This is a genomic window from Coleofasciculus sp. H7-2 (genome assembly GCF_042747725.1).
In the GTDB taxonomy this organism is placed as follows: Bacteria; Cyanobacteriota; Cyanobacteriia; order Cyanobacteriales; family FACHB-T130; genus FACHB-T130.
In genome coordinates, this window is record NZ_JBHZGO010000025.1 from 22,938 (window position 1) to 33,868 (window position 10,931).

Below are 10,931 nucleotides of genomic sequence, written 5' to 3' on the forward strand. Positions count from 1 at the left end.
TTCCGCATTCTCAATGCTCAATCTGTGTTTATTTGAACTTCAGAAGTTGGAGTGTAGCAAATTGTTGTCACAATAAACTATATTTTTGTTAAAACTAAGTCAGCTTATACCATTTTAGATTTTAGATTTTGAATTGTAGAAGACTTGCAGCGATCGCATCTTTGCCACTAGCCACTGACAACAATTTATGGGCGCTATATGTGCTATACGCCATTGAAGGCTTAACGCGGTGGGAGCATCCCGATGACAGCAAATATACACCCACAGGCTAGAAGCCTGGGGCTAGAAGAACAAAGCCTGCCAACGCAACGGCTTAATATAAGCCGTTGCGTTGGCAGGCTTTGTTTGTTTAGCCGCGACTTTAGTCGTCGGACTTTAGTCGTCGGACTCCAGTTGTTGTTCAAATAATTCTCACAGAGATACGGCTTTAAATCCTGTAGCTTTCAGAATTACCGCAGATCCTTTCTTTACTGTTAAGGTTGTTGAAGAGTCAGATTCTTCAGGTTTATCGGGATTGCTGATTGGTTTCTCAACAATATAAAAATAATCCCCATTAGCCCAGCCTGTAGTGCAAATCCCATCCCGACAAGTAATTTTACCTCCAGTTAAATTGATGCATTTTCCATTGGCATCACAACCACGGTAGCTAAGGTTTCCCGTCCCATTGACCCCTGACCAAGATTTTTCATTGCCAATCGTTATTGTCCACTCACCATTACTGAGAGTTTGTGAGTCAGTTGGAGCTTGAGAGTTTTCATCGTCGATAATCTCCATCTTGGTGATGAGGGATTCTTGTTTGCTTTTGCCACAAGGTTCGGCACTTTGGCAATCACTAACGGGGACTATTTCATAAAAGTTACGCACTTTCTTATTTAAGAAAGTTTTTTGTTGATCGCAGACTTCAAATGATGCACCCACATCTCTCTGGATTCGGTTTTCATCTACTAGGGTGACGTAGCACTTGAGGTCTCCCTGTACCATGCTTTTGACGGTGGCAATGGTTGGCTGTTCGGTTGAAATTTGCTTATTTTTGTTGCGTTTAACTTGAGTCAGTGTTTGATTTTTATTAGAAGAATCAGTTTTGAATTGGGTTTCTGTTTGATTTTTATTAGAAGAATCAGCCTTAACTTCGGGATCTGTTTGAGTTTTACCAGCAGAGTTTGTCTTAGTTTCCTGGACGTTATTTGTTTGCTTTTCCTGAGAAGCATTTGGAAGCGAGTTACTGCAACTCACAAGCATAGATGAGCAAATAGCAAATGCAATTGTCGTCATCAACTTTTTCATCTTTGAGTTTTCTCCAAAACTGAGTAAGCGCATTCTTGATAACTACGCTTTTGGGTAAGTAACAGGTATCTTCACTTCTAAGCAGTCTGTTTCCCGAAGCACCAGAAAGTCTATGCTTTACCCATAAGTTCTAAAATCCTTGGTGTGCAAGGATTTTAGTCAGGACTTACGCAAAGCTTATACATATAGCGCTCTTGTCGGTTCAATCCCCCTGTGGTTGCCCCCAAATGTCGCGCAAGTTGCGTAAATCCTGTTAGCGCAGAAATTTGACTAATACCCTTTCACTTTTGTGAGGCTACACATCAGATCCCCCTAACCCCCGCGAAGGAAGCGCATCCCTCTCGCGCATCCGCGCCACTACGCGATCGCTAACGCTAGAAAAAAGGGAGCTATTTTTTCTCTTTGCAAGGAGTATAGGGGAGAAATCTGGATTCTCACTACCGCTTTAAAAACGGGGATATGTTCTCCCTTTTGCACGGGAGTTTAGGCGAGATCGTGCCTTATCAGAAAAGTATTAGAGTCACCCTTTAACAAAGAAAATTGGCAATTTTTGGGACAACTGTTTAGATAGTGCGATTGCTAGAGTGATTTTTCCCGTTTAACTGATTCAAACCTGTAAGAAGAATCACAGTAAAGAGAACTCAGACTTATGACTGATGCCCGTCAACTGAAGATTCAATGGATTGCTTCTGAATTCAAGCGGCTAAATGCACGGCTTTCTGAGCTTTTGGAACAACAAAAGCAGATACCGAGGGAATCTTATGATTGGTGGCAATTGCAGGATTTGATTAGCGAAGTGGAAGACGAGATAGAGGCGTTGGTTTTTAGCTCTAGTTGATTAATTATGAATGCCCAATCGCCTCTATAGCAGTCTTGAGCCAATCAATGTAAGTTTGTTCTCTTCGGATCGCTAATTCTAGTCCGAGCCGTTGCAGAATCTGCTCGCGGCTCGCAGAGCGATCGCTAAGCGTTGGCAACTCAATATTTTCACACTCAGCTAGCTTTTGGCGGCGTGCGGCTAGTTGCTGTTCTAACAGTTGAAGGATGGCTTCATCCGGTAACTGTGCTGCGAAATGCAACTGAACGAGCAACGGATCTCGCACGGTTGGCAAGGGCTGAGGACATTGCAGCCATCGAATTAATTCGGCTAGTCCTGTCTCAGTCACGCTGTAAACTTTGCGGTTGGGGCGATCGCTCTGAATCTCTACAGTACAGCTAATCCACCCTTGCCCAACCAGTTTATCAAGGGTTCTGTAGATTTGCGCTTGGTCTGCGGGCCACAAGTGAGCAATACATCGATCGAAACAGCTTATTTTTAGGTCGTAACCCGTCCTCTCTTCTTGCTGAAGTAAACCCAGAATTGCGTGTGCCAGAGACATAGACGGTTTTCCGAAGAATGAAGTGGTGGAAGCTCTATTTGTCACTTACGATCTTATGCTAATATATGACTAATCGAGTATAGGAGCAATCAAAGTAAATGAGATTGATGATAGTTGGCTCCGACAAAGAACCTGACAACTTGGTCTTGAGTTAAACAGGACTCGCCGCACATCACCACATCTGCCACCGGCAACGACAGGGGGATTGAACCCGAAAAAACGCTATATGTATAAGCTTTGCGTAAGTCCTGAGTTAAACAGGGCACCAGCTTCTTGCCGTCCGGGGTTGATGACCTGTAGAGAGACTTCATGCTCTGCAAGTGCTGGTTAGCCGCATATTCTCCGCCTTGCTTGTTATAAAACTGAAAACAAAGGCATCAAGGAGACAGTTGATGACGACTCAAATACGAACGATGCGAACGGTTGCAGGTATCATTAACAGTGTCGAAACGCTGGAGGGTGAAGGGATGCTTGTGCGCCGCCCATTCCCCAAAAGCACCTTTTCAGACTTGGACCCCTTTCTCCTCCTTGATGAATTAGGGCCTATTGATATTGAGCCTGGTCAAGCAAAAGGAGCGCCGAATCATCCCCATAGAGGCTTTGAGACGGTTTCCTATGTCCTTGAGGGGCGCTTGGAACACAAAGATTCACAGGGTCATGCAGGGCAGCTGGGTGCCGGTGATGTGCAGTGGATGACAGCCGGAGCCGGGGTTGTCCATTCAGAAATGCCAGAGCGGGAATTTGCTCGGACTGGCGGACGGCTTCACGGACTGCAACTTTGGGTGAATCTGCCTCGTCGGGACAAGATGATCGAGCCTCGCTATCAGGAAATCTCGGCTGAGCAAATTCCTACTGCTCAAACAGATGATGGCTTGGTAACGGTAAAAGCGATCGCCGGAGAAGCGCTGGGAGTGAAGGCGGCTCTAGCAACGCAGACTCCGATAATGTACCTGCACTTCACGCTCCAACCGGGTGCAACGGTGGTTCAGCCTGTGCCAAAAGAATACAATGCTTTTACATATGTGCTAGATGGAGAAGGTTTGTTTGGTACAGACAAGGAACGCGGCGGAGATGGGCAGATGGTGTTGTTTGCACAAGATGGTGAGGAAGTAGCGATCGCCAATCCATCAGATGCGCGATCGCCATTGCAAGTGCTGCTCATTGCTGGCGTACCGCTAAACGAGCCAGTTGTCCGCTACGGGCCATTCGTGATGAATACCGAAGCAGAAATTGTTCAAGCGATTGAAGATTATCGTAACGGGAGGATGGGTTCCATTGACTTCTAACACGCTTCTACAACGAATACATCAACATCAATATCTGCGCGATCTGCGGAACAAATTGCTGCACCTCCACCGGATGTTGCTTGACACAGAACGCATCACTTACGAACAGGTACGAGGACGGGTATCAAACACAGAACTCCTTCAACTCGTTATTGAACACGAACAATTTGCTTGGCTGCATCGTCTTTCTGAGCTGGTTGTACAAATTGATGAGATGCTCCAAGCAGATGAACCTCTATCGCTGGATGATATCCAAAATCTGATTACCCATGCCCGCACGCTGCTGACGCCGTCTGAGCTAGGCAATGGGTTTGCCAGGAAATACTACAATGCTTTCCAGCGCGAACCGGGCGTTGTATTGGCACACGCAGCGGTATCAGAGCTTCTTGCATCCATTAAATAAGCTGAAGTGAACTATATGCACCGTGAGATACCTCGCGGTGCATTTCTATTGGTACGGAAATCTTTGAGAGTCCTTTAGTGCAAGCAACGATCTAGACTTCATCTGAGAGAAGTATGCGATCGCTTAAGCAGCTTTCGGCATCTCTTCAGACAGGCGCTGGGCTTTGCCCAATCGCACTTACCCTTACAGAACAGAAAATACAGAACAGAAAATCTGCTTTCCCTGAATCGCTCCTTCAGGTTTCCAACGCTCCCCATTTGCCAAATTCAACCAAGCAAGTTAATCTACAAGAGTAGAATAAAACTACATGAATTTATATTAAAAATATGAGGAACTGGTGCCTCGACTGCATTTGCACCAATGTATGTTATCTCAGTAGTTATTGTTATAAAAATGCTAGGTAATATTTTTGAATGGAAGTTGAAGTTTATCCTATAACTTCTGCATAAACTCTACTTAACCTAAATCAAACTTATAACTTTATTAGTATAAACGATATCCAGTATTTCTGTAGCTCTCTGCTCAACAAAGTGGGGATATGCCTAAAGGTACAGATAATTTATTAGAATACACTTTATAGTTGTTAACAAGAGAGAAAAAACAGGTAAAAAACTTGGCTAATATCGTTGATACCGCCGTTCAGGCTGGTTCGTTTAACACCCTAGTTGCTGCCGTTAAAGCTGCTGGTTTGGTAGATACACTACAAGGCCCTGGTCCCTTCACTGTGTTTGCGCCTACTGATGAAGCGTTCGCTAAACTTCCAGAAGGTACAGTAGATTCCTTGCTTAAGGATCTTCCAAAGCTTAAGCAAATCTTGACCTATCATGTCGTTTCCGGCAAAGTGATGGCAGCTGACGTAGTTAAGCTGAAGTCAGCTACTACAGTTCAGGGTTCAGATGTGAAAATTGATGCTTCCAATGGTGGCGTCAAAGTGAATAATGCCACAGTCTCAACAGCGGATGTTGCTGCTGATAACGGTGTCATCCACATCATTGACACAGTATTGCTTCCTGCGTAAGCAACGCAAGAAATAGTTAATACTTTGTGTGGGGCAGCGATTATTTATAATCGCTGCCCCACAACTATTTGAATGTGTTTTCTCTAGGGTTGGCGTAGATGCGAATTCTATTTGCCCTTTTTACAAGCATTGGGATGTTCCCCGGTTAATGTGCGATCGCGAGTAAGAGCCTACATACAGCGAAAACTTAGCCAGGATGCGATCGCGAAGCGCTCCAAAGAGTCAGTTCGCTCTCATCCAAGACTACAAACATTTCAGCTGATTACTTAGTTAAGTTGATTATTTATGTGCTTCTGCATAAATCCGCAATGCCGCAGCCATCCTTTTTTCATAATCTTCTCCTTGCGCTTGGAACCATGCAAGGGTTTCTGCATCAATTTGAACCATAACACTAAGTGATGAGACAGGTTTCCGCCACTGTGAGTTGCTAAAAAATTCCTCTGTCAGCGGTGGAATATCCGAGGTATCGATTTCATCTTCTTCTAGTGCGTCAACCCGCTCCCAATTCGTCCTTGAGGTATTGTTCATAACGTTTTCGTTCATGAGGTAAAGCTTTTCGGAGTGAGATGATCCGAATAGTTTGGTCATCGGGTTCGGTGTAAACAACGACCACTACTCGCCCATCGAGCATTCCAAGTCCAATCAAGCGATCTTCTCGATAGTCTTCTCGCTCATCTAGGCTAATCCGAAGTGGAAGATTGAAAATTCGTGGCGCATCGACAAAATCCAATCCATGCTTGGTGATGTTGGCTTCGTTTTTGTCTTTATCCCACTCAAAGTTCATATCCCCAATTTTAATATGAAAGATCGCCCTCACCCAACACTAATAAAGAAGTGCGATCGCTGATGCCTATATACAGGGAAAACTTAGTAAGAATGCGATAGCGAAGCGCTCCAAAGAGTCAGTTCGCGCAAGTTTGTTCAAGGATGCGATCGCATAGCCGAATATTGAGCTGCTGCAACTTATGAGAAAAACCGCTCATAATTGTCATGGCTACCGATCCAGAACCATGTAACTGTATCGTCTTCTAATACCCCAAGTGCCCGATAACCTCGCGTTACTCTAACAGACCAAATATCCTCTTGGCTATTGATGCACTTGAAATGCAAAGACGGGTGAAATGGGTTCTCTGCCCACAGACGATAAGCTTTCCTGGCACTCTGCCTGACATCGTTGCTTAACTGTCGGTACTCAACCCAAAAAGAGGGAAGAACTGCCGACTTCATAGTTGGTCGTAGTCCATCGGAGTAGCTTGCCCCTCAGCAATTTCCTGTTTGGCACGTTTTGCAGCAGCAACAAGGTTTTGTTGTGTTCTCTGGAACGATTCATTCCATCGAATTTCATCTTGCAAGTCGTCAATGTACTCCCGAAGATGCTCTGCAACTTGCTCTTGTACATCAACAGGCAAAGACTCCATGATTTTTACTACTGTGGCGATCGCTGCTGATGACATAGTGTACTGCTCTCACTTGACATTGTGTATTCTAGTATGAGCGATCGCACTTCTACGTGCAGCGAAAACTTAGCAAGAATGCGATAGCGAAGCGCAGAAAGAGTCAGTTCGCTCTATTTGTTCGAGGATGCGATAGCGAAGCGCTGACTTGTCAGTTCGCATAGCTTACTATAAGCTAGTCATTCGGCTTCTGACCCACTAAGTCATGCCTCAGCGAGATGCGATTCATAACATCATTAGGCAAGCTCTGATCAAGGAGCGTTGGGAAATCACGGACGATCCCTATGTCATATCGTATGGCGAACGATTTCTGTTTATAGACTTAGCCGCAAGATTAGATGCGCTCAACGGTATTGCAGGACGCTTTATCGGTGCTAGACGCGGGAGTAGTCGAATTGCAGTTGAAATCAAGGAGTTTCGAGGCAACTCGGCAATTGCTGACGCAAGAGCAAGCGATTGGTCAATACGTTCTTTATCGACTCCTCCTTGAACAGGTCGATCCAGATCGCGAGTTGTATCTCGCTGTTGCAGACACAACCTTTGATGGGATTTTCAGCGAACCGATTGGTGAGTTGGTGAGGCGTGAGTTACCGATGAAATTGCTTATTGTAGATTTAGAAGCGCAAGAGGTGAAGCGATGGATACCACCACGAGAGAGCGGGACATTGTAAAGCAAGTAATTCAACGATACGCTCAGTTTAAACCTTCACACGGCGATATTCGACTCGATACGGTATTTGATGACACGCAAAACCGCTATGCGCTGATGCAGGTGGGTTGGGATAGAGGACGACGGGTGAGGGGAAATTTGATTTATGTGACTCTGAGTGAGGGCAAGGTTTGGGTGGAATATGACGGAATGGAACAGGGAATCACCAAAGACTTAATCGCCGCAGGCATTCCAAGAGACCGAATTGTTCTGGCATTTCTCCCTGAAGAACAAACTGCCGCAACTGCCTAAACTCAAGGTATGACGAGCTGGCGATCGCGCTTCTACGTGCAGCGAAAACTTAGCAAAGATGCGATCGCATAGCCGAATATTGAGCTGCTGCAACTTATGAGAAAAACCGCTCATAATTGTCATGGCTACCGATCCAGAACCATGTAACTGTATCGTCTTCTAATACCCCAAGTGCCCGATAACCTCGCGTTACTCTAACAGACCAAATATCCTCTTGGCTATTGATGCACTTGAAATGCAAAGACGGGTGAAATGGGTTCTCTGCCCACAGACGATAAGCTTTCCTGGCACTCTGCCTGACATCGTTGCTTAACTGTCGGTACTCAACCCAAAAAGAGGGAAGAACTGCCGACTTCATAGTTGGTCGTAGTCCATCGGAGTAGCTTGCCCCTCAGCAATTTCCTGTTTGGCACGTTTTGCAGCAGCAACAAGGTTTTGTTGTGTTCTCTGGAACGATTCATTCCATCGAATTTCATCTTGCAAGTCGTCAATGTACTCCCGAAGATGCTCTGCAACTTGCTCCTGTACATCAACAGGCAAAGACTCCATGATTTTTACTACTGTGGCGATCGCTACCGACGACATGGTGTACTGCTCTCACTTGACATTCTGTATTCTAGTATGAGCGATCGCACAGTTTACCAGAGGGGATAGCTCGATAAAGCCTCTCGCCATTGGCATCAGATACTGGCAAGATAGCGACCCTCGTCATGTCCTTATCGGAAAGTCTCTTGCTCATGCTCACTAATTATAGTTGGCTCAATTGAGTACACAGATGATGATCGCAACTGTGGGGCAAACAACTACATCTCTCCTAAGCGTATTAAATCATGAAGTTTTATTGGGTTGAAATCCTTTCTTAGAAACGTTTGTAGCCAAAAAACGTAAAACAAAGCCTACATGCTACACTCACTATACTTGACAACTTTGTTGTATGACGCTATCTTGCCATATATAAGATTTAGTTAAACAATAAAAGAGTATGTTTGTACTATACGATTGAGAGGAAAGCCCAGTGAGTTCTTTCAAGCAGCTCCCACTGTCAGACCTAAGAGAGAGCCTGCCAAAATTCAAGCGTCAGGTTCAGCTAGGGATGAAAAGAATTGCTGCTACTTATTACGGTAAAATAGTTGCATTTTTAGTGCCTCTAAAAGATTTGGAACAAGCGGAACAAGATGGCGCGATTGGTAAGAGCGAAGAAATGTCTTTGTCGGATTTCCGACTACATATGACAGTTTGTTGGGAGCGTTTACAGATTGAGGTTGACTGCATTTATGTGACATATCACACCCGTAGAGCTGTAGCTTTTGTTAGTCCTCGCCTAGCAAATTATCTTCCAATACCAATTTCTGAGGTTGCTCACAAACTTCTTGCCATAGATAACGGTCTTATTGAAATAGAGAATTTAATAGAGGAGAAATGTATCGATGTTCAAAATTAGCGCCGATCCTAGGCTTCAAAAAGAATTGAGCAATCCAGAAAAGTATTACCCTCCTGAGGTTTGCTACGAGCTGAATCAGTTTCTAGAAATCCTGAAACGGGATGGTCACTTGAGTAAGACAGATTTTTACGATGTCAACACCAACAAGATTTCTGGAGTAACTTGTAACTTATTCTACAGACCCAACTTTGCAAACAAAGAAGTATTGCTAATTGACGTAAAGATGAAGCCAGCAGACGTGTACAAACAGAGATTTAAAATTGCAGATGACTGGGATGACAAAAATGTTGTAGAGTCAAGCCCCCAGTATGACCAACCAAAAAAGATAGTCAAGGCTCTTATCTTGATTCATCAAGGAGTAACAAATTCATATGATTTAGGTTACAAATTAGGACATCGAGGCAAGAAGAAACAGTACATTTCTCGACACGGGCAGTATGCAAAGCACACTCTAGAACAACTAAAGCTGATTACGAATAAACGGCAAGGCAATAAATGGTTAACAGAACTGACTGAAAAAGGAAGGTTAATTGCTGAGGCACCAGATCAAGACTTGCAATTCAGGCTACTTATTGAAGCTATGTTGAATTACCCTCCTGTTTGGCGAGTTCTTGCTGCTGTTTCCGAAAGAGGAGGTCAACTGAATGATGGACTGGTACTAAATGATGAGCTAGTTAAAAATCTAACTTTTCCAGAAATATTGCGAGGCGCTGATACAAGTAATCGTCGTTCGCAAACGTTGAAGAATTGGATTAAGTGGATTTCGAGATACTGTGGAATTCCTATCCATATTCACGATGGTGGTGTTCAGCTCACGATTCCAATGTTGTATGGCGAAGGAGGAGCAGACGAAAATGACGATTCAGGGCAAGAGTAAGATATATGATTTCAAGAGCCAAGAATTTATAGGTAAACAGGGTGAAAGCATCCTTGATAAATGGCTTAGCTCTGCTTACAGGATTCTAGATGTTTCTGGAGTTAATAAATATCAGGATGCAGGTATAGATAGAATTTTAATGCGTCCGGATGGAACTACAGTTAATGTTGAATACAAGTTTGACTTAGCCTCATCTAGAACAGGAAATCTGTTCTTTGAAACTATTTCCGTAGACAATCAAAATATTCCTGGTTGGGGATGGCGTTCGCAGGCTGACTATTGGATATTTTTGCTCCCTACGATGGAAGTTTTGGTGGTTGCTCCTGGAAGAATGAGAAACCTTGTCTGGCGATCACGCTTGGAAGTCAAGGATAAAGAAGTTCAGAACGTAGGCTACAAAACTTTGGGAATTCCTATTCCATTATCTAAGGTCAGAGAGATTGCTTACTACACTGTTCAGCTAGACCAAGAGATTCCAGACTTGAAGTAAACAGACTTGAACTAAGCGACTGCCTCGATTCTGGATCTCAAAGGCGATCGCCTCCCGTTATCCCCAGAACAGGGATAACAAGATGACGCAACTACCACTGGATATCCTGGCACAGGATGCGATCGCTGCATTGAGCAAGAACCATGCTCAATGCAGCGATCGCTCTGGATGTGGACAATTAACAGTGAGAGCGATCGCATATTTTGTAAGGTATAGCTGTCGCCAGGTGTGTTAGGACGCAGCTTGTTTGAGAACCGTCTCCATCGCATCCCGCAGGTTATCGGAGTCCCGTAAGAGTTTGCGAATGCGACTTTTCAAGCTAGCCCAGCATTTTTCAA

The 10,931-nt window shown here is 44.3% G+C and carries 22 protein-coding genes; 12 read left to right on the forward strand and 10 right to left on the reverse strand.

Annotated features, from left to right (window positions below):
- The first annotated feature begins 128 nt into the window (after positions 1-128).
- Positions 129-272 carry a hypothetical protein gene (locus ACFW2W_RS06175; RefSeq protein ID WP_378174721.1) on the forward strand — a complete coding sequence of 48 codons (144 nt, stop codon included), beginning with the start codon at positions 129-131 and terminating at the stop codon, positions 270-272.
- 139 nt (positions 273-411) lie between these two features.
- On the opposite strand, the gene ACFW2W_RS06180 is transcribed toward ACFW2W_RS06175, so the two are convergent.
- Positions 412-1,284 (reverse strand): hypothetical protein, encoded by an 873-nt coding sequence (locus ACFW2W_RS06180; protein WP_378174724.1) that lies wholly within the window; start codon positions 1,282-1,284, stop codon positions 412-414.
- A 649-nt stretch (positions 1,285-1,933) separates the two neighbouring features.
- Here ACFW2W_RS06180 and ACFW2W_RS06185 point away from each other — a divergent pair.
- Entirely contained in the window at positions 1,934-2,122 is a 189-nt protein-coding gene (locus ACFW2W_RS06185; RefSeq protein ID WP_378174726.1) for a hypothetical protein, read from the forward strand.
- A 4-nt stretch (positions 2,123-2,126) separates the two neighbouring features.
- Here ACFW2W_RS06185 and ACFW2W_RS06190 read toward each other — a convergent pair whose 3' ends face one another.
- Together ACFW2W_RS06190 and ACFW2W_RS06195 are read right to left on the reverse strand one after the other, a co-directional pair.
- Positions 2,127-2,663: a PadR family transcriptional regulator gene (locus tag ACFW2W_RS06190; RefSeq protein WP_378174729.1), complete on the reverse strand. Its 537-nt coding sequence runs from the start codon at positions 2,661-2,663 to the stop codon at positions 2,127-2,129.
- 89 nt (positions 2,664-2,752) lie between these two features.
- Positions 2,753-2,974 carry a hypothetical protein gene (locus tag ACFW2W_RS06195; RefSeq protein ID WP_378174732.1) on the reverse strand — a complete coding sequence of 74 codons (222 nt, stop codon included), beginning with the start codon at positions 2,972-2,974 and terminating at the stop codon, positions 2,753-2,755.
- Between the two features lie 81 nt (positions 2,975-3,055).
- Here ACFW2W_RS06195 and ACFW2W_RS06200 point away from each other — a divergent pair, with 81 nt between their 5' ends.
- From ACFW2W_RS06200 to ACFW2W_RS06210, 3 genes are all read left to right on the forward strand, one after another.
- Positions 3,056-3,949, forward strand: coding sequence for a pirin family protein (locus ACFW2W_RS06200; protein WP_378174735.1), 894 nt, complete (start codon positions 3,056-3,058; stop codon positions 3,947-3,949).
- Positions 3,939-4,352, forward strand: a complete 414-nt coding sequence (locus ACFW2W_RS06205) for a hypothetical protein (protein WP_378174738.1) — start codon at positions 3,939-3,941, stop codon at positions 4,350-4,352. Before ACFW2W_RS06200 ends, ACFW2W_RS06205 begins: the two co-directional genes overlap by 11 nt.
- Before the next feature lie 613 nt (positions 4,353-4,965).
- Positions 4,966-5,370 (forward strand): fasciclin domain-containing protein, encoded by a 405-nt coding sequence (locus tag ACFW2W_RS06210; RefSeq protein WP_378174741.1) that lies wholly within the window; start codon positions 4,966-4,968, stop codon positions 5,368-5,370.
- A 279-nt stretch (positions 5,371-5,649) separates the two neighbouring features.
- On the opposite strand, the gene ACFW2W_RS06215 is transcribed toward ACFW2W_RS06210, so the two are convergent.
- The 4 genes from ACFW2W_RS06215 to ACFW2W_RS06230 form a co-directional block, all read right to left on the reverse strand.
- Positions 5,650-5,913: a BrnA antitoxin family protein gene (locus tag ACFW2W_RS06215; protein ID WP_378174744.1), complete on the reverse strand. Its 264-nt coding sequence runs from the start codon at positions 5,911-5,913 to the stop codon at positions 5,650-5,652.
- Positions 5,861-6,154 (reverse strand): BrnT family toxin, encoded by a 294-nt coding sequence (locus ACFW2W_RS06220; RefSeq protein WP_378174747.1) that lies wholly within the window; start codon positions 6,152-6,154, stop codon positions 5,861-5,863. Before ACFW2W_RS06220 ends, ACFW2W_RS06215 begins: the two co-directional genes overlap by 53 nt.
- A 179-nt stretch (positions 6,155-6,333) precedes the next feature.
- Positions 6,334-6,597 (reverse strand): type II toxin-antitoxin system RelE/ParE family toxin, encoded by a 264-nt coding sequence (locus tag ACFW2W_RS06225; protein WP_378174750.1) that lies wholly within the window; start codon positions 6,595-6,597, stop codon positions 6,334-6,336.
- On the reverse strand, positions 6,594-6,824 hold the full coding sequence (locus ACFW2W_RS06230) for a hypothetical protein (protein ID WP_378174753.1): 231 nt from the start codon (positions 6,822-6,824) through the stop codon (positions 6,594-6,596). Before ACFW2W_RS06230 ends, ACFW2W_RS06225 begins: the two co-directional genes overlap by 4 nt.
- A 205-nt stretch (positions 6,825-7,029) precedes the next feature.
- On the opposite strand from ACFW2W_RS06230, the gene ACFW2W_RS06235 reads away from it, so the two are divergent.
- Genes ACFW2W_RS06235 through ACFW2W_RS06245 form a run of 3 tightly spaced genes read left to right on the forward strand, consistent with a single transcriptional unit; the run spans position 7,030 to position 7,785 of the window.
- Positions 7,030-7,314, forward strand: a complete 285-nt coding sequence (locus ACFW2W_RS06235) for an element excision factor XisH family protein (protein WP_378174756.1) — start codon at positions 7,030-7,032, stop codon at positions 7,312-7,314.
- Entirely contained in the window at positions 7,196-7,495 is a 300-nt protein-coding gene (locus tag ACFW2W_RS06240) for an element excision factor XisH family protein (protein ID WP_378174759.1), read from the forward strand. The genes ACFW2W_RS06235 and ACFW2W_RS06240 overlap by 119 nt, the downstream gene beginning before the upstream one ends.
- Positions 7,462-7,785 carry a XisI protein gene (locus ACFW2W_RS06245; RefSeq protein WP_378174762.1) on the forward strand — a complete coding sequence of 108 codons (324 nt, stop codon included), beginning with the start codon at positions 7,462-7,464 and terminating at the stop codon, positions 7,783-7,785. The genes ACFW2W_RS06240 and ACFW2W_RS06245 overlap by 34 nt, the downstream gene beginning before the upstream one ends.
- A gap of 94 nt (positions 7,786-7,879) precedes the next feature.
- Here the strand turns inward: ACFW2W_RS06245 and ACFW2W_RS06250 are convergent, their stop codons facing one another.
- The 3 genes from ACFW2W_RS06250 to ACFW2W_RS06260 are packed head-to-tail and all read right to left on the reverse strand — an operon-like array spanning position 7,880 to position 8,524.
- Positions 7,880-8,143 carry a type II toxin-antitoxin system RelE/ParE family toxin gene (locus ACFW2W_RS06250; RefSeq protein ID WP_378174750.1) on the reverse strand — a complete coding sequence of 88 codons (264 nt, stop codon included), beginning with the start codon at positions 8,141-8,143 and terminating at the stop codon, positions 7,880-7,882.
- Positions 8,140-8,370 (reverse strand): hypothetical protein, encoded by a 231-nt coding sequence (locus ACFW2W_RS06255; RefSeq protein ID WP_378174765.1) that lies wholly within the window; start codon positions 8,368-8,370, stop codon positions 8,140-8,142. Before ACFW2W_RS06255 ends, ACFW2W_RS06250 begins: the two co-directional genes overlap by 4 nt.
- A gap of 31 nt (positions 8,371-8,401) precedes the next feature.
- Positions 8,402-8,524, reverse strand: coding sequence for a hypothetical protein (locus ACFW2W_RS06260; protein ID WP_378174767.1), 123 nt, complete (start codon positions 8,522-8,524; stop codon positions 8,402-8,404).
- A 276-nt stretch (positions 8,525-8,800) separates the two neighbouring features.
- Here ACFW2W_RS06260 and ACFW2W_RS06265 point away from each other — a divergent pair, with 276 nt between their 5' ends.
- From ACFW2W_RS06265 to ACFW2W_RS06280, 4 genes are all read left to right on the forward strand, one after another.
- Positions 8,801-9,226 carry a hypothetical protein gene (locus ACFW2W_RS06265; RefSeq protein ID WP_378174770.1) on the forward strand — a complete coding sequence of 142 codons (426 nt, stop codon included), beginning with the start codon at positions 8,801-8,803 and terminating at the stop codon, positions 9,224-9,226.
- Entirely contained in the window at positions 9,213-10,103 is an 891-nt protein-coding gene (locus tag ACFW2W_RS06270; protein WP_378174772.1) for a hypothetical protein, read from the forward strand. The genes ACFW2W_RS06265 and ACFW2W_RS06270 overlap by 14 nt, the downstream gene beginning before the upstream one ends.
- Complete coding sequence (locus ACFW2W_RS06275) at positions 10,081-10,593, forward strand: hypothetical protein (RefSeq protein WP_378174775.1); 513 nt, start codon at positions 10,081-10,083, stop codon at positions 10,591-10,593. Before ACFW2W_RS06270 ends, ACFW2W_RS06275 begins: the two co-directional genes overlap by 23 nt.
- 82 nt (positions 10,594-10,675) lie before the next feature.
- Positions 10,676-10,828 carry a hypothetical protein gene (locus ACFW2W_RS06280; RefSeq protein ID WP_378174778.1) on the forward strand — a complete coding sequence of 51 codons (153 nt, stop codon included), beginning with the start codon at positions 10,676-10,678 and terminating at the stop codon, positions 10,826-10,828.
- The last annotated feature ends 103 nt before the right edge of the window (positions 10,829-10,931 follow it).